The sequence below is a fragment of the Corallococcus caeni genome, from assembly GCF_036245865.1.
Taxonomy (GTDB): domain Bacteria; phylum Myxococcota; class Myxococcia; order Myxococcales; family Myxococcaceae; genus Corallococcus; species Corallococcus caeni.
Genome location: NZ_BTTW01000003.1, coordinates 812,561 through 831,639, shown reverse-complemented (window position 1 = coordinate 831,639; position 19,079 = coordinate 812,561). Strand labels below are relative to the sequence as shown.

2 protein-coding genes are annotated in these 19,079 nt (G+C 72.2%); both read right to left on the bottom strand.

Translation table 11 applies throughout. The features are described 5' to 3' along the window. Positions 1-30: 30 nt before the first annotated feature. A complete protein-coding gene (locus tag AABA78_RS17490; RefSeq protein ID WP_338264173.1) occupies positions 31-1,404 on the bottom strand; it encodes a cytochrome P450 in 1,374 nt (457 codons plus the stop codon). Between the two features lie 48 nt (positions 1,405-1,452). Then, positions 1,453-19,041 (bottom strand): non-ribosomal peptide synthase/polyketide synthase, encoded by a 17,589-nt coding sequence (locus AABA78_RS17485; RefSeq protein ID WP_338264172.1) that lies wholly within the window; start codon positions 19,039-19,041, stop codon positions 1,453-1,455. Positions 19,042-19,079 lie beyond the last annotated feature (38 nt).

Sequence of the window (19,079 nt, the reverse complement as noted above, 5' to 3'; positions counted from 1 at the left end):
CGGCAGGGGACGGAAGAAATGGGGCGGGCGTCAGGCCACCGGGTGCAGCGTGGCCTTGAGCCCGTTGCGCGGCCGGTAGGTGGAGCCAGACATGGTGACCACGGGCCCGTGGGACGTCGGGCGCGCCTGGAAGCGCGGCAGCAACGTGGCGAAGACCGTGGTCATCAGCAGGAGCGTGAAGTGGTTGCCGATGCACAGCCGTTGCCCGGCGCCGAACGGCATGTACGCGATGCGCTGCAACTTCTGCTCGCGCGGCTCCGACAGGAAGCGCTCGGGCATGAAGCGCTCGGGGTCCTCCCACGCGCTGGGGTGACGGTGGAGGATGTACGGGGAGATCATCACGCGCATGCCGGGGTGGACCTTCCAGCCGCCGATCGTGTCTTCCTCGCGTGCCTGTCGCGCGAACTGCCAGGCGGGTGGGTGCAGGCGCAGGGTCTCCTGTACCACCGCGCGCAGGTAGGCCAGGCCCTGCACGGAGGTGGCGGTGGGCGGCTGCCCCAGGCACACGTCCTTCACCTCCTGGCGGACGCGCTGCTCCACCTCCGGGTGGCGCATGAGCATGTGCCAGACCCAGGTGAGCGCGACCGCGGTGGCTTCCTGTCCTCCGACGAAGAGCGAGACCAGTTCGTCGCGAACCTCCCGGTCCGTCATCCCCTCGCCCTGCGCGTCACGCGCGGACATCAAGACGCCCAGCACGTCGTCCCCCGGTGACGCCGACTGCCTTCGCTCGGTGATGAGGGGATAGAGCACTCCGTTCAACTTCTCGATGGCGGCCATGAACTTCGCGTGGTGGCCGGGGCGCAGCCGCAGGAGCTGGCTGACGACCTTCACCACGGAGTCGCGGGGGCCGTGGCTGTCGCGCGTGAAGAAATCGAGCGCCTCGCGCAGCGCCGGGCTGTCCTCGTACACGTCGCGGGAGAAGATGGACCGCCCCAGCAGGGAGATGGAGAGGCGCCGCATCTCATCCAGCAGCTCCAGGGGTTGGCCGGAGGCGACATGGGGCTCCCAGCGACGGGCCATTGCCTCGGTGCCCGCCACCAGACCGTCCACCATGGGGGGCAGGCGGGGGCGGTGGAAGGCGGGCTGCACCATGCGCCGCTGGCGCATCCAGAAGTCGCCGCGGCTGGCGAACAGGCCCCGGCCCATCAGCGGCCCGTTGAAGCCCTGCTCTGGGCCCGGATGGCGGTAGTTGCGGGCGTTGTCCACCATCACCCGCTGCGCGTACTCGGGGTGGGACAGAAGGAGGGTGGGACCGTCGAACATGCGGAAGTAGACGACGTCGCCGTGGCGGCGCTGCTCGCGCACCAGCATGCCCAGCGCGTCCTTGATCTGATTCACGCCCGTGCCCATCAACCAGTGCCGCCGCCGGCCCGGAGGGAGGGGGGAGAGGGGTGTGCTTGCCATCACGTCACCTTGTTTCCATCAGCGAAAGGGGAACACCACCGGCGCGTCTCAGGTGCCGGTGGGCGGTTCGTCTTCAGCGTCCAGGAGCGCCTGCAGCTCCGACTCGCTCATCGTTTCGAATTGATCCAGCATCCCCGCCAGGTCCTCCTGGGATTGCTGGGCCGTGAGCCGCAGGACGTGGAGGGACAGCCCCGCCACGGTGGGTGCCTCGAAGAGGTCGCGCAGGGGCAGCTCTACCCCCAGGCCCGAACGCAGGCGCGCCACCAGCTGCGTGGCCAGCAGGGAGTGTCCGCCCAGCTCGAAGAAGCTGTCGTGCACGCCCACGCGCTCCACGCGCAGCAGCTCCGCGCAGTAGGTGGCGATCTGCTGCTCCAGCTCCGTGCGGGGCGCTTCGTACGCGCGCCGGGGCGTCAGGGCCTGCTCCGGCGCGGGCAGGGCCTTGCGGTCCACCTTTTCGTTCGCGGTGAGCGGCAGGACGTCCAGGGGGACGAAGCTTGACGGCACCATGAAGTCGGGCAGGCGTTCCAGGAGGAACGTCCGCAGCGCGGCCGGGTCCAGCCGCTGGTCAGGCTGGGCCACGGCATAGGCGACGAGCCGCTTGTCCCCGGGCACGTCCTCTCGCACCAGCGCCACGGCCTGGCGCACCTGCGGGTGCGCGAGCAGGGCGCTCTCCACCTCCGGCAGCTCGATGCGGTAGCCCCGCACCTTCACCTGGGTGTCGGCGCGGCCGAGGAACTCGAGCACGCCGGCCTCCGTCCACCGGGCCAGGTCGCCCGTGCGGTAGACGCGCTGGCCGGGCCGGGTGGCGAACGGGTGGGGCAGGAACCGCTCCGCGGTGAGGTCCGGCCGGGACAGGTAGCCCCGGGCGAGTCCGTCCCCGCCAATGAAGAGCTCCCCGGGCATGCCCACCGGAACGGGCCGGAGGGCGTCGTCCAGCAGGTACACCTGGGTGGCGTGGATGGGGCGGCCGATGGGAACGGCGCCGCCCACGTCCTCGGGGCGGGTCATGCGGTGGCACGAGGTGAAGAGGGTGCCTTCGGTGGGGCCGTAGCAGGCGGTGACCGGGAGACCCAGGGTGCGCAGCACGCGCTCGACGTGCGGCGCGGACACGACGTCGCCGCCCGTGAGCAGCTGGCGCACGCCGCGCAGTGCGTCCGGCTCCAGGTCCACCACCTGGGTGAAGAGGCCCGCGGTGAGGTGGAGCGTGGTGACGCGGTGCTGCTCCAGCACCGTGCGCAGCAGCCGCAGGTCGCCCGGCGATCGCGGCGGGAAGACGACCAGGCGTCCGCCGTGGAGCAGCGGGCCCCAGACCTCCAGCGTGGAGGCGTCGAACGAGATGGGGGCGATGAGCAGGAAGCTCTCCTCCGGGCCGAAGTTCGCGCAGGCGCTGCCGTGGAAGAGGCGCGGCACGGAGCCGTGTTCGACGGCGACGCCCTTGGGACGGCCGGTGGATCCGGAGGTGAAGTCGACGTAGGCGAGGTTGCGCGGAGAGAGCGGCACGCGCGGCGGCGTGGTGGGCTGCTCCTCCAGGCGCAGGTCCTCGATGAGCAGGCTGGGCAGCTCCGCGGGCACGGAGAGCCGTGAGCGCAGCGCCCGCGAGCTGATCAGCAGCCTGGGCGGAGCGTCTTCCAGCATGAGGGCCAGGCGCTGGGCCGGGTAGGCGGCGTCCAGCGGCAGGTACGCGCCACCGGCCTTGAGGATGGCGAGCAGCGAGAGGATCAGCTCCACCGACCGCTCCAGACACAGGGCCACGAGCGAGTCAGGCCCCACGCCCTGGGCGCGAAGCACCCACGCGAGCTGGTTGGCGCGCGCGTCGAGCTCGCGGTAGGTGAGCCGCTGCTCACCGAACTCGACGGCGATGGCGTCCGGGCGCAGCAGGGCCTGCTGTTCGAACAGGTGGTGGATGCAGGCCTCGGGGGCGCGCTCCGCCGTGTCCGCGTTGAAGTCCACGAGCACCTGCCGGCGCTCCTGCTCAGACAGGAGCGACACCTCGTCCAGCCGCGCGTGGGTGGTCAACGAAACCAGCGCCTGGCTCCAGTGGGACATGAGCCGCTGGAGGTCCGCGTCCTCGAAGCGGGCCGCGTCGTAGACGGCCCGCAGGCGCGTGGAGCCTCCGGGCATGACGGACAGCGTGAGCGGATAGTGGGTGGCCTCCACGGCGTGGATGTCGCGCAGGACCACCGAGGCGTCCGGCCCCAGCAGCGAGGCGTCCAGGGGGTAGTTCTCGAAGACGAGCAGGGACTCGAAGAGCGGGGTGCCCCGGGGGACGTCGCTCCAGGTCTGCACCTGGACGAGGGCGGCGTGTTCGTGCTGGCGCAGGTCCAGGTGCTGCGCCTGGAGCTCCCGGAGCCAGGGCAGCACCTGCGAGGTGGAGGACGGCAGCCGCACGCGGACCGGCAACGTGTTGATGAAGACGCCCACCATGGATTCGGCGCCGGGCAGCTCCGGAGGCCGGCCCGCGACGGTGTTGCCGAAGACGACGTCGCGCGAGCCGCTGGCGCGCGCGAGCACGAGCGCCCACGCCGCGAAGGCGAGCGTGGGCAGGGTGAGCTGGTGCTCACGCGCGAATGACTGAAGCGAGGTGGAGACCTCCGCGGGCAGGGACTGCTCCCAGGTGTGCTGGCGAGCTGTTGCCTGGGGGCGGGAGGCCCGCGTGTCCAGGGGCAGGGGCGTGGGCGACGTGAAACCCTTCAGGTACGTGCGCCACCAGGCTTCGTCCGTGGAGTCGTCGCGCTGGGAGAGCCAGGCGATGTACTCGCGGAAGGCGGGACGCGAGGCGTGCTCCGGCTTCGCGCCGGAGCGGAGCAGGTCGTAGAGGGAGAAGACCTCCTTGATCAACAGTCCCAGGCTCCAGCCGTCCACCAGCAAGTGGTGGTGGCTCCAGAGGAAGCGGACGGACGCCTCGCCCAGTTGGACGGCGGTGAGGCGGATGAGCGGCGCGCGGCGCAGGTCCAGGCCTCGGCGCTTGTCCTCGCGGAGGAGCTGTTCGAAGCGGGCCTGCTGCTCGGCGGTGGAGAGGCCGCGCCAGTCCAGCTCCTCGAAAGGAAGCGCTACGTCGGCGTGGACGACCTGGAGAGGGGACTCCAGACCCTCCCAGTGGAACGACGAGCGGAGGATGGGGTGCAGCCGGATGCAGGCGCGCCACGCCTCCAGGAAGGCCGTCAGATCCAGGGGCGAGGCGACGGTCCAGGACAGCTGCTCGAAGTACACGGCGGAGTCGGGCGACAGCCGCGCGTGGAAGAGCATGCCCTGCTGGGTGGGCGACAACGGGTAGACGTCCTCGATGTCCGGGCCGGTGCGACGAAGCAGGGCGTCCAGGGCCGGCTGGGAGAGCGAGGCGAGGGGGAAGTCACCGGGGGAGAAGCGGCGGGCGTCGCTGGAGTGGCGCTGATCGACGAGGGCACGCAGGTGGTGCTGGAAGCGCGAGGCCAGCGTCGCGATGGTGGACTCGTCGTGACGGTGCGCGCTGTAGCTGAAGGTCAGCTGCAACCGGCCGCCCATCACCGAGCCGTTGAGCTCCAGTGCGTGCAGGCGAGTGCCACCAGGAGCGAGGTTGGGTCCGATGGCTTCCGAAGCCAGCGAGAAGAAGCGGCTGGCCGTGACGGAGGCATCCAGCTGGCCCAGGTAGTTGAAAGCCACCTCGGGCACGGGCGTGTCTCGCAGTGACGCGGCGGTGTCGTGCGGTGCCAGCCAGCGCAGCAGGCCGAAGCCGATGCCATGGTGGGGCATGCGGCGGCGCGCGTCGCGCACGGTGCGAAGCGCGTCGCCTGCGGAGCCATGGGCGGGCAGCTCGACTTGCAGGGGCACCAGCGAGGTGAACCAGCCCACGGTGCGGGAGACGTCCACGTCGGCGAAGAGGGCTTCGCGGCCGTGGCCTTCCAGGTGGACGCGGGCGAGGGCCTGGCCCGTCCACTCGCGCAGCGCGAGGTAGAGCGCCGTCAGCAGCACCTCGTCGATGGAGGCACGCCAGGCGGTGGGGACTTCCTGCAACAGCAGGCGCGTCTCCTGTGCGTCGAAGGCCAGGGCAAGGCGGCGCTCGGAGGCGTGTGTATTGGGGCCGGAGGCATCGGTGGGCAGCGGGGCCGGAGCGGTGCCCAGGGCCTCGTGCCAGAGGGAGGCTTCGCGAGCGAAGGCCTGAGAGGCGGCGTGAGCCTCCAGGCGGCGCGCCCACGTCTGGAAGGAGGAGGACTTGGGCGGCAGTTGCGGAGTGCGGCCCTCCAGCAGGGCGGCGTAGCAGGCCTCCAAATCCTCGATGAGGACGCGCCAGGAGACGGCGTCGACGACGAGGTGGTGGGCCACCAGCAACAGGCGCTGAGCGCCCTGGCCCAGGTGGAAGAGGCAGGCGCGCAGCAGGGGCGGCTGGGAGAGGACGAAGGAGGCCTGGAGACGCGAAGCCTCGGCCTCCAGGGCGCGGGCCTGCTCGGAGGCGGGCAGCGAAGAGAGGTCCACCTGGGTGAGGAAGAAGTCGACCTCCTCGGGAGGCACACCGTGCGAGGCCCAGGCGCCAGAGGGGTCGGCCGAGAAGCGCAGGCGCAGGGCGTCGTGGTGGGAGAGCAGCCGGCGCAGGGCGGCTTCCAGGTGCGCTGGCTGCAAGGGCTGACGGCTGGCGAGCAGCAGCGCCTGGTTGAAGTGGTGCGCGTGCGCGGCGTCGTGGTGCAGCAGGTGGTGCTGGATGGGCGTCAGCGCCGTGGGGCCGGTGACGGGGCCTTGCTCGGTGGAGACGGCGTCGGAAGAGGCGCGGGCGACGAGGGCGAGGGCTTCGAGCGTCTGGTGCTGGAAGAGCTCGCGGGTGGCCAGCGAGAGGCCGACGAGGCGAGCGCGGGCGACGACCTGGAGGCTGATGATGGAGTCGCCGCCCAGCTCGAAGAAGTTGTCGTGGACGCCGACGCGGGGCAGGCCCAGCACCTGGGCCCAGATGTGGGCCAGCTGGGATTCGACGGGCGTGCGCGGCGCGACGAAGGAGGTCTGGGCGGAGGCGGAGGCCTCGGGAGGCGGCAGGGCGCGGCGGTCGAGCTTGCCGTTGGCGTTGAAGGGCAGGGCCTCCAGCACGACGAAGGCGGAGGGCACCATGTACTCGGGCAGCTTCGCCTGAAGGTGCGCGCGCAGGGCGGAGACCTCCACCTCCTGGCCTTCGTGCGGGACGACGTAGGCCACCAGCCGCTTCACTCCTGGCGAGTCCTCGCGCAGCACCACCACTGCGTCACGCACGGATCGCGACTGGGAGAGGACGGACTCCACTTCGCCCAGCTCGATGCGGAAGCCGCGCAGCTTCACCTGGAAGTCGACGCGGCCCAGGGACTCCAGCTCGCCGTCGGGCAGCCACCGCGCTCGGTCGCCCGTGCGATAGAGCCGCGCTCCCGGATCCGTGGCGAAGGGGTGCGGGACGAAGCGCTCGGCGGTGAGCTCCGGACGGCCCAGGTAGCCGCGCGCGAGGCCCACGCCGCCCAGGTACAGCTCGCCGGGAACGCCGACGGGCACCAGCCCGCCCCGGCCGTCCAGCACGTACGCCTCCACGTTGTGGAAGGGTCGGCCCAGGGTGAGGGGTTGCGCCCGCACCGCCGTGTTCACGGTGGCGCAGACGGTGGCCTCGGTGGGGCCGTAGGCGTTCACGAAGCGGCGGCCCGGGGCGAAGCGCTCCACCAGCTCCGGTGTGCACGCCTCTCCCGCGACGACGAGCGTGCGCACGCTCGACAGCCGTTCCGGATCCAGCTGCGCGAGCACCGTGGGCGTGACCTTCAGCGTGGTGACGGCCTGCTGGCGCACCAGCTCCATGAGGGGCGCGCCCGGCATCTTCTCCTCGCGCGAGGCCAGCACCAGCGTCGCGCCCGACAGCAGCGCGGGGAAGATCTCCGACACGGAGGCATCGAACGACGTTGAGAAGAACTGGAGCAGCCGGCGCTCCGGCCCCAGGTCCATGAAATCGCGCGTCTGCAGCGCCGTGTTGCACAGGCCGCCGTGGGTCAGCAGCGTGCCCTTGGGGCGGCCGGTGGAGCCCGACGTGTAGATGACATAGGCGAGGTGGGACGGATCCGAGGTCCCCTCCAGGTTGGCCTCCGCCTCGCGTTCGATGCGGTCCGCGTGCTCGTCCACCAGCAACACGTAGCCGCGCCGGTCGATCAGGTATTCCAGCGACGAGTCGGTGACGAGGACCGGAGCCCACGCATCCGAGGTGATGAAGGCCAGGCGCTCGGAGGGCAGCGTCGGATCCAGAGGCAGCCACGCGCCTCCCGCCTTGAGGACGGCGAGCACCGCGATGATGAACTCGCGTGGCTCCTCCAGGCAGACGGCGACGAGGAGCTCCGGTCCCACGCCCACGCGGCGCAGGTGGCGCGCGAGCTGGTTGGCGCGGGCGTTCAACTCGCCGTAGGTGAGCGCGTCCGTGCCGTGTTGCAGCGCCACGGCCTCCGGGGTGCGCGCCACCTGGGCCTCGAAGAGGCGATGGACGAGGGGAACTTCCGGCAGCGTGCGTGCGGCGGGACGCGCGTTCGTCCACAGTCGCTGGCGCTCGTGCTCCGGCAGCAGCGGGAGCTGGGACAGCCGCGTGTCCGGCGCGCGGACGATCCCCTCCATCAGCACCCGCAGGTGCTCCGCCATGCGAGCCATGGTGGAGGCGTCGAACAGGTCGGTGTTGTAGTCGAGCGTTCCGGTCAGCCCGTCCTCCGCGTCCGAGAGGAAGAGGGCCAGGTCGAAGCGCGACACGCCGGCGTCGGTCTCCACGGTGCTCAGCGTCAGGCCGCCGGTGGTGAAGTCCGCCAGCCGGGGCTTGTCCAGGACGAACCACACCTGGAAGAGCGGGCTGTGGCGCAGGTCGCGGCGGGGCTGCAGCTCCTCCACCAGCTTCTCGAAGGGGATGTCCTGGTGGGCGTAGGCCCCCAGCGTCGTCTCCCAGACCCGGCGGAGCACTTCACGGAAGGACGGATCCCCGTCCAGCCGGGTGCGCAGGACCAGGTTGTTGACGAAGAAGCCGACCAGCGGCTCCAGCTCCGCCAGGCGGCGGCCGGCCGTGGGCGAACCGACGCTGATGTCCTGCTGGCCCGAGTACCGCGACAGCAGCACCTGGAACGTGGCGAGCACCAGCATGAACGGCGTGAGGCCTTCGCGCTGGGCCAGGGCCTTCAGGGCCGCCGTCAGCTCCCGGGGGATGTGCACGGGGAACGCCGCGCCGCGGAACGTCTGCACGGAGGGACGCGGCCGGTCGGTGGCCAACTCCAGCACGGGCGGCGCGCCCGCGAGCTGCTGGCGCCAGTAGGACAGCTGGCGCTCCAGCTCCTCCTCGCGCAGCCACTCGCGCTGCCACACCGCGTAGTCGGCGTACTGCACCGCCAGCTCCGGCAGGGGCGAGGGCTGGCCCTGGACGAAGGTGGCGTACAGCGCGCTCAGCTCCTGGATGAGCACGGTGATGGACCAGCCGTCCGCGATGATGTGGTGCATCACCACGACCAACTGGTGCTCCCCCTCCGCCAGCTTGAGCAGGCTCAGCCGCAAGAGCGGGCCCCGGGTCAGGTCGAAGGGCTTCGTCGCCTCCGCCAGCGCCATGCGTCGGACCTCCGCCTCGCGCTGCTCCCCGGCGAGCCCGGACAGGTCCACGCGCGGCAGGCGCCAGTCCGTCCGGTCGGAGACGACCTGGAAGGCCTCGCCACCCGCGGCGTGCAGGGTGGTGCGCAGCACGTCGTGGCGGCGGATGATCTCCGCGAGCCCTCGCTCGAAGGCGTCCGTGTCCAGCGGCCCCGTCACGCGGATGGCCGCGGGCATGTGGTACGTGGCGAGCCCCGGCTCCAACTGCTCCAGGAACCACAGCCGCTGCTGGGAGAAGGACAGCGGCAGCGGCTGATCCCTCGGCGCGCGTCGCAGGGGCGGCAGCTTCAAGAGGGTCACGTCGCGCGTGGCCGCTTCCACGCGCTGGGACAGCTCCTCCAGGGAGGCGCTCTCGAAGAGGGCGCGCAGCGGCAGCTCGACGCCGAACGCGGCGCGGACGCGGGAGATGACCTGGGTGGCCAGCAGCGAGTGGCCCCCCAGCGCCATGAACTCGTCCTGGAGCCCCACCTGCTCCACGCCCAGCACCTCGCGCCAGATGGCGGCCACGCCCTGCTGGATCGCGGTGCGCGGCGCCAGGTACTCGGCCGTCGCGGCCCCCGTGCCGTCCGGTACGGGCAGGGCCGCACGGTCCACCTTGCCGCTGGTGGACAGGGGCAGGGCGTCCAGCGCGACGTAGGCCGCGGGCACCATGTAGTCCGGCAGCCGCGACGCCAGCAGGTCGCGCAACGCGCGGGGCTCCACGCGCGACTCCGGCGTGGCAACGACGTAGGCCACCAGCCGCTTGTCCCCCGGCGTGTCCTCGCGCGGCACCACCACCGCGTCCCGCACGCCCGGCGCGGCGCGCAGCGCGGACTCCACCTCGCCCAGCTCGATGCGGAAGCCGCGCAGCTTCACCTGGAAGTCGACGCGGCCCAGGTACTCCAGCTCGCCGTCCGCGCGCCACCGCGCCCGGTCGCCGGTGCGGTACAGCCGCGCTCCGGCATGGGACTCGAAGGGGTTCGGGACGAAGCGCTCGGCGGTGAGGTCCGGCCGGCCCAGGTAGCCGCGGGCGACGCCCAGGCCGCCCACGTACAGCTCCCCCGCCATGCCGGGGGCCACCGGCGCCAGGCGCGCGTCCAGCACGTACACCTGCGCGCCCGGCAGGGGACGGCCGATGCTCGGGCGCTCCGGCTGCACGGGGCCGCTGATGGTGGCGCAGATGGTGGCCTCGGTGGGGCCGTAGGCGTTGAGCAGCGTGCGGCCTTCGCTCCAGCGTCGCGCCACCTCCGGAGACAGCGCCTCGCCCGCGGAAATGACGGTCTGGAGCCCGGGCAGGTCGCGGGGCTCCAACTGCGCGAGCACCGTGGGCGTGAGCGTCACCGCGGAGATGGCGCGGTCCACCAGCAGCGTGCGCAGCGGCTCCACGGGCAGCAGGTCGTCCGCGTTCGCCAGCACCAGACAGGCCCCGGACAGCAGCGTGGCGAAGACCTCGCAGACGGAGGCATCGAAGCTGGCGTTGGCGAACTGCAACACCCGGCTGTCCTCGCGGTAGCCATGCGCCCGGCCCGCGCCGACGGCGGTGTTGCACAGGCCGCCGTGGGTCAGCAGCGTGCCCTTGGGACGGCCGGTGGAGCCCGACGTGTAGATGACGTAGGCCAGCCGGGAGGCGTCCTCCCACGCGTCGTCCAGGTTGCCTTCGGCCTCGCGCTCGATGCGGTCCGCATGCTCATCCACCTGCAGCACGTAGCCGCGCCGGTCGATGAGGTGCTCCAGCGCCGAGTGGGTGACGAGGACCGGGGCGCTCGCGTCCTCGGCGATGAAGGTCAGGCGTTCGGAGGGCAGCGCCGGATCCAGCGCGAGCCACGCGCCGCCCGCCTTGAGGGTGGCCAGCATGGCGACGACGAGGTCGACGGAGCGCTCCAGGAACAGGGCGACGCGCAGCTCCGGGCCCACGCCCAGCCGGCGCAGGTGGCGCGCGAGCTGGTTGGCGCGGGCGTTGAGCTCCGCGTACGTCAGCCGCTCTTCACCGTGCTCCAGCGCGGGAGCGTCCGGCGCGCGGGCCACGCGGGCCTCGAAGAGGCGGTGGACCGGGGATGAGGCCCCGTCCGTGGGCGCAGCGGGGTTCCATTCCACCAGGACCTGGCGGCGCTCGGCGTCGGACAGCAGCGACAGGTCGCCCAGGCGGCCCTGGGGCCGCGACGCCACCGCCTCCAGCAGGATTCGCCAGTGTTCGAGCAGCCGCACCATGGCCTCGTGCGGGAAGCGGGGCGCGTCGTGGAACAGCAGCAGCCGCACCTGGGCCCCTGGGATGATGCCCAGGCCCAGCGGGTAGTTGGAGCGCTCGACGGAGTGGTGGTCGCGCACGTCCAGGCTGAGGGAGCGCTGCCGCAGCGATTCGTCGATGGGGTAGTTCTCCACGACGAGCAGCGAGTCGAAGAGCGGGGTGCCGCGCGGCAGGTCGCTCCAGGCCTGGACCTGGACGAGGGGGGAGAACTCGTACTGGCGCGCCTCCGCCACCTGCTCCTGAAGGGCCTTCAGCCAGGGCAGCAGCGCCGCGCCCGGGGCGGGCAGGCGCACGCGCAAGGGCAGCGTGTTGATGAACATGCCCACCATGGCCTCGGAGCCGGCCAGCTCTGGCGGGCGGCCGGAGAGGGTGGTGCCGAAGACGACGTCCTCCTCGCCGCTGTAGCTCGCGAGCACCAGGGCCCAGGTCGCCAGGGCCACGGTGTTGAGGGTGAGCTGGTGCTGGCGCGCGAAGCCCTGGAGGGTGGCGCTGGCTTCGGGCGTGAGGTGCTTCTCCAGGAGCGGGTGGCTGGCGTGCGCGCCTGGCGCGGGCCCGGTGTGAGTGTCACCCGGCAGCGGCGTGGGGACGCGGAAGCCTGCCAGATAGCCGCGCCAGAAGGACTCGTCGCCGGACGTGTCGCGCTGCCGCAGCCAGCCCAGGTAGTCGCGGAAGGGGGGCGGCGTGGGCAGCGCGGGGGCCTGGCCCGAGCGGAAGACGTCGTAGAGCGCGAACACCTCTCGCAGCACCAGGCCCAGGCTCCAGCCGTCCATCATCAGGTGGTGATGGCTGAAGAGCAGGCGCCAGACGGCGTCCTGGAGGCGGAAGGCCCGCAGGCGGAGGAGCGGAGCGCGCGTGAAGTCGAAGCCCGCGCGCCGCTCGTCGGAGATGACCTGCGCCAGGCGTGCTTCCTGTTCCGCCGGGGAGGCCGCGCGCCAGTCCAACGCCTCGAAGGTGTTGGGCACCTGGGCGTGGACGAGCTGCATCGGGGCATCCAGCTGCTTCCAGTGGAAGGAGGCGCGCAGCGCGGGGTGCCGCTGGAGGGTCGCGTGCCACGCGCGCGACAGGGCTTCCAGATCGAGCGCGGAGTGGACCGCCCAGGAGTTCTGCAGCAGGTAGACGTCCGACCCGGGAGACACCAGCGCATGGAAGAGCATGCCCTGCTGGGTGGGCGACAGCGGGTAGACGTCCTCGACGCGGCCCGGCGCCTGGCGCAGCAACGTGTCCAGCGCCGGCTGGGAGAGCGGGGCGAGGGGGAAGTCACCGGGAGAGAAGCGGCGGGCGTCGTCGGAGTGGCGCTCGGCGACGAGGGCGCGCACGTGATGCTGGAAGCGCGAGGCCAGCGTCGCGATGGTGGACTCGTGGTGACGGTGCGCGCTGTATCCGAAGGTCAGCTGCAACCGGCCGCCCATCACCGAGCCGATGATCTCCAGCTGGCGCAGCCGCGTGCCGGAGGGCGAGGCCACCGGCCCCAGCGGCTCGGACGTCAGCGAGAAGAAGCGGCTGGACGCGAGGTCCGCGTCGAACTGGCCCAGGTAGTTGAAGGTCACCTCGGGCAGGGGCATGTCGCGCAGGGACGTGGCGGTGGCGTGCGGCGCCAGCCAGCGCAGCAGACCGAAGCCGATGCCATGGTGGGGCAGGCGGCGGCGCGCGTCGCGCACGGTGCGGAGCGCGTCCCCCGTGGAGCCCTGGGCGGGCAGCTCGACTTGCAGGGGCACCAGCGAGGTGAACCAGCCCACGGTGCGAGAGAGGTCCACGTCTGCGAAGAGGGCTTCGCGGCCGTGGCCTTCCAGGTGGACGCGGGCGAGGGTTTGGCCCGTCCACTCACGCAGCGCGAGGTAGAGCGCCGTCAGTAGCACCTCGTCGATGGAGGCACGCCAGGCGGTGGGGACCTCCTGCAACAGTAGACGCGTCTCCTGTGCGTCGAAGGCCAGGGAGTGGCGGCGCTCGGAGGCGTGGGTGTTGGGGCCGGAGGCGTCGGTGGGCAGCGGGGCCGGAGTGGTGCCCAGGGCCTCGTGCCAGATAGAGGCTTCGCGAGCGAAGGCGGCGGAAGCGGCGTGGGCCTCCAGGCGACGCGCCCACGTCTGGAAGGAGGAGGACTTGGGCGGCAGCGCCGGGGTGCGGCCCTCCAGCAGGGCCGCGTAGCAGGCCTCCAAGTCCTCGACGAGGACGCGCCAGGAGACGGCGTCGACGACGAGGTGGTGCGCCACCAGCAGCAGGCGCTGAGCACCCTCACCCAGGTGGAAGAGGCAGGCGCGCAGCAGTGGAGGCTGGGAGAGGACGAAGGAGGCCTGGAGGCGTGAAGCCTCGGCCTCCAGGGCGCGGGGCTGCTCGGAGGCGGGCAGTGAGGAGAGGTCCACCTGGGTGAGGAAGAAGTCGACCTCCTCGGGAGGCACGCTGTGCGAGGCCCAGGCGTCGGAGGCGTCGCGCGAGAAGCGCAGGCGCAGGGCGTCGTGGTGGGAGAGCAGCCGGCGCAGGGCGGCTTCCAGGTGCGCGGGCTGCAAGGGCTGGCGGCTGGCGAGCAGCAGGGCCTGGTTGAAGTGGTGGGCGTGCGCGGCGTCGTGGTGCAGCAGGTGGTGCTGGATGGGCGTCAGCGCCGTGGGGCCGGTAACGGGGCCCTGCTCGGTAGAGACGGCGTCGGAAGAAGCGCGGGCGACGAGGGCGAGGGCCTCCAGCGTCTGGTGCTGGAAGAGGTCGCGGGTGGCCAGCGAGAGGCCGACGAGGCGGGCTCGAGCGACGACCTGGAGGCTGATGATGGAGTCGCCACCCAGCTCGAAGAAGTTGTCGTGGACGCTGACGCGGGGCAGGCCCAGCACCTGGGCCCAGATTTGGGCCAGCTGGGACTCGACGGGCGTGCGCGGCGCGACGAAGGAGGCCTGGGCGGAGGCCTCGGGCGGCGGCAGGGCGTGGCGGTCGAGCTTGCCGTTGGCGTTGAGGGGCAGGGCCTCCAGCACGACGAAGGCGGAGGGCACCATGTACTCGGGCAGCTTCGCCTGAAGGTGCGCGCGCAGCGCGGAGGCCTCCACCTGCGGGACGACGTAGGCCACCAGCCGCTTCACCCCTGGCGAGTCCTCGCGCAGCACCACCACCGCCTGCCGCACTCCTGGGGACTGCTCCAGCGCCTTCTCCACTTCGCCCAGCTCGATGCGGAAGCCGCGCAGCTTCACCTGGAAGTCGACGCGGCCCAGGAACGCGAGCTGCCCGTCCGCGAGCCACCGCACCCGGTCGCCCGTGCGGTACATCCGCGCGCCTGCTTCGGGGCTGAAGGGATCCGGAAGGTAGCGCTCCGCCGTGAGCCCCGGCTGTCCGACGTAGCCGCGAGTGACCTGCTCGCCGCCCACGTACAGCTCTCCAGGCACTCCCTGCGGCGCGAGCCCCAGGGCCGCGTCCAGCACGTAGACCCGCGTGTTCGCCATCGGTCGGCCCAGGGGGACGCTGGCGGGCAGCGGCTGCTCGGGCGGGAGCCCCACGCGTCCGGCCAGCACGCCCACCGTCGTCTCCGTGGGACCGTAGTGGTTGAAGACCTCGCAGTCCGGCGCCAGCGCATGCACGGACTCCAGCAGCTGCCACGACGCTCCTTCGCCTCCCAGCACCAGCCGCTTGCGCGGCAGGACCCACCGGGGCTCCGGCGCGGTCATCAGCGCGGCCAGGTGCGACGGCACGATCTTCATGCAGTCCACGGGGTGTCGCTGGAGATATGCGGCGAAGTCCGCGGGCTGGCTCGCGCGCTCGCGGGTGATCACGTGCAGCAGCCCGCCCGTGCACAGGGCGGGGAAGAGCACCGTGTTGCCCAGGTCGGCGGAGAACGTGGAGACCAGGGCGAAGCTGGCGCACGCCTCCAGCTCCAGCCGTTGCGTGGCGGCCTGGACGTAGTTGAGCAGGTGCCCCTGGGTGACGGCGACGCCCTTGGGATGCCCCGTGGAGCCGGAGGTGAAGAGCACGTACGCGAGGTGCTGTGACTCCAGCGCCGAGGCAGGCCGCGTCGTGGGCAGGCCCGCCAGCAGCGCGGCCTGGGTGTCCAGCGCCACGATGGGGGCCATGGCGGGCGCACCGGTCCCGTCCGGGAGCGCGTGGGTGATGATCGCGGCGGCGTTCACCGCGCGCACCATCGTCTCCCGCCGGGAGGCGGGCAGCTCCGGATCCACCGGCACGTAGCCCGCGCCGGCCTTCCAGACGCCGAGCAGCGCGACGATCAGATCGACGGACCGCTCCAGGCACAGGGCGACGCACGAGTCGGCTCCCACGCCCAGGGACCGCAGGTGCCACGCGAGCTGGTTGGCGCGCGCGTCGAGCCGCGCGTACGTCAGCGACTCCTCCTCGCAGGTCACCGCGAGAGCCTGGGGGCGCAGGGTGGCCTGCTCCTCGAACAGGGACAGCACGGACGCGCGCGGCGCGAACGGCGACGCAGTGGTGGCCCAGTCCCTCAGCAGCCGCTGCCGCTCGGCGGCGTCACCAAGCGGAAGCGCTTCCACGAGGGTGTCCGGCGCGGAGACGGCCGCCTGGAGGAGCGTGAGCAGGTGCTCCACCATGCGCGCCGCCGTGGCGGGCGTGAACAGCGCGGTCGCGTACTCCAGGCTGCCGCTCAGGCCGTGCGCCGTCTCGGTGAGCGCCAGCGAGAGGTCGAACTTCGCCGCCGGGTTCTCCAGCGGCAGGCGCTCCAGCGTCAGCCCGGGCAACGACAGCCGCGGCAGCGGATCCGGCTGCATCACGAGCTGGGCCTGGAAGAGCGGGCTGCGCCCCAGTTCACGCACCGGACGCAGCGCGTCCACCAGCGCCTCGAAGGGGACGTCCTGGTGGGCAAAGGCCTCCAGCGTCGTCTCCCGGACCCGGGCCAGCAGCTGCCGGAAGGTGCGTCCCTCGGAGCGCCGGGAGCGCAGCACCAACGGATTGACGAAGAAGCCGATCAGCCCCTCCGTCTCCCCCTTCGAGCGGCCGGAGATGGGCGAGCCGACGCAGAGGTCGTCCTGACCGCTGTAGCGGTGCAGCAGCACCTGGAAGGCCGCCAGGAGCACCATGAACGGCGTGGCGTCCCCGCTCCGGGCCAAGACCTTGAGCGGCTCCCAGACCTCGAGGGGAAGGTGGACCGGCTGGCTGCCGCCGTCGAAGTGCTGGACCAGGGGCCGAGGCGCGTCCGTGGGCAGGTCCAGGTGCGGGGGCGCTCCGGAGAGCTGCCCCCGCCACCACTCCAGCTGACGGGCCATGGCCTCGCCCTGGAGCTGATCCCGCTGCCACGCGGCGTGGTCGACGTACTGCACGGCCAGCTCCGGCAGCGGCGACGGCTGGCCCTGGCGGAACGCTTCGTACAGGGCGCCCACCTCGCGCACCAGGACGCCCATGGACCAGCCGTCGGAGACGATGTGGTGCATGCACAGCACCAGGACGTGCTGGGTGTCCGAAAGGCGCGCCAGGGTGACATGCAGCAGGGGCCCGGTCGACAGGTCGAAGGGACGACGCGAGAGCTCTCGCGCCAACCGCTGGACCTCGGGGGCACGGACCTCCGGCGCAAGCGACGACACGTCCACCCGCGCGAGGCGCAGGGGCGCCGGCGGATGGATGTGCTGGCGGGCGTGGCCCTCCGCGTCCGCGTGGAACGTCGTGCGCAAGGGCTCATGGCGGCGCACCACCTCGCTGAAGGCGCGCTCCAGCGCGGCCACGTCCAGCACGCCATCCAGGCGCACCGCCGCGCAGAGGTTGTAGGCCGGGCTGGCCGGGTCGAGCCGATCCAGGAACCACAGCCGCTGCTGCGCGAAGGACAGCGGCAGCGGCTGTTCGCGCGAGACGCGGCCCAGGGGAAGTCCAGCCGCCGCGGCCACGGGCGCGGAGAGCCGCAGCGCCAGCTCCGCCACGGACGGGCCGCTCAGCAACAGCTCCATGGGCAATGTCACGCCCAGGCCCTTCTCCACGGTGTGGGCCAGCTCGACGGCGCCCAGCGAATCCAGCCCATACCGGGTCAGCGGTTCGCGGACATCCAACGAACCGGGATCCACGCCCAGGCGCCGCGCCAGGTTCTGTCGCAGCCACTGCTCCAGCTCCGCGACGCTCCGCGGGACCGCTTCGGATCCGGCGGGCGCGGGAACGTCCGCCAGCGCTAGCGCCACGCCGTCCGGCGACGCCTGCCACGACGCCACGATCCGTAGGTCCTGGTTCAGCCACCCCTCGCGGCACGCATGCCGCTGGACCTTGCCGCTGGAGGTCTTGGGCAGGCTGCCCGGCTCGATGAGGACCAGGTGATCCAGTCGCAGCTCATGCGCCTGGGCCACCTGCCCGGCGATGTCGCGCGCCACGTCCTCCACCGGCTCCTGCGCCCGCCGCGTGTCCAGCTCGTACACCAGCACCAGCCGCTCCTCGCCGTCGCGCTCCACGGAGAAGGCGGCGCCGCAGCCGGGGCGCAGCGCGGCGCTGGCGTGCTCCGCGGTCACCTCGATGTCCTGCGGGTGGTGGTTGCGGCCGCGGACGATGATGAGGTCCTTGAGCCGGCCCACGACGAAGAGCTGTCCGTCCTGGAGGAACCCCTGGTCGCCCGTGCGCAGGAAGGGCCCCGCGCCGTCGTGCGTGCGGGCGTTGAACGTCCGCTCGCTCAGCTCCGGCTGGCGCCAGTAGCCCTGGGCCACGCTGGCGCCCTTCACCCAGATTTCACCCACCTCGCCCGGCGCGCGCGGCGCGTGGGTCCGGGGCTCGACGATGAGCACCTCCTGCTCCTGGAGCGTCTGCCCGCAGCCCACGAGCGTCTGCGCAGGCGCCCCCGCCTCGGGGACCTGGGCCCGCCCGAGCCGCAGCTCCCGCGAAGCCACCTCGCGCAGCAGCGGAACGGTCCCCCGCTGCACGCCAGAGACGATGAGGGAGCCCTCCGCCAGGCCGTAGCATGGGTAGAGGGCCTCACGGCGGAAGCCGCTGGGCGCGAAGGCCTGGACGAAGCGCTCCAGCGTCTCCGGGCGGATGGGCTCCGCGCCGCAGAACGCCACGTCCCACGCGCTCAGGTCGAGCGCCGCGCGCTCGGCTTCGGTCGTCTTGCGCACGCACAGGTCGAACGCGAAGTTGGGACCGCCGCTGATGGTCCCCCGCGTGCGCGACAGCGCCTCCAGCCAGCGCAGGGGCTTGCGCAGGAAGCTCAGCGGCGACATCAGCGTGGTGCTGAAGCCGCCGTAGACGGTGCCCAGGATGCCGCCGATGAGCCCCATGTCGTGGTAGGGCGGCAGCCAGATGACCCCGGCGCTCCCGGCGTGCATGCCGAACGCGTCGTGGATGAGGCGCAGGTTGTGCAGCAGGTTCGCGTGGGTGAGCTCCACGCCCTTGGGCATGCCGGTGGAGCCGGAGGTGTACTGGAGGAAGGCCCGCGAGCCCGCGTGCAGCTCGGGCCGGCGCCAGGCGCTCTCACCGCCTTCGGGCAGCGCGTCGGTGGCCACCCAGCGCAGGTGCTTGAGGTCCGGGGCCAGCTCGAAGAGCGCGTCGGCCATGGACAGGATGAAGGAGTTGGTGAGGACCACCGTGGCCTGGGCGTCCTGGATGATGGCCCGCAGGCGCGGCAGGGTGCGCTCCAGGCGGGACGGATCCGGCGGATAGGCAGGCACGGTGACGACGCCCGCCGCCAGACAGCCGAAGAAGCCGCTGACGTACTCGTTTCCCGGTGGGTAGAGCAGCACCGCGCGCTCGCCGGGAGCGGAGACCTCCTGGAGCATCGCGGCGATGCGGCGCGCCCGCTGCTGCAAGCCGGCGTAGCTCAGGACGGAGGACTCTTCCTCCATGTCCTCCTCGAAGAAGAAGAGCGTGCGCCCACCGTGGGACGCCGCGCGTTCGTCGAGCAGGTCCACGAGCGTGGAAGAGGAGGAGGCCGCGGTCTTCATGGGGGTGAGCTCAGGGGGAAAGCGCAGGATGGAGCAGC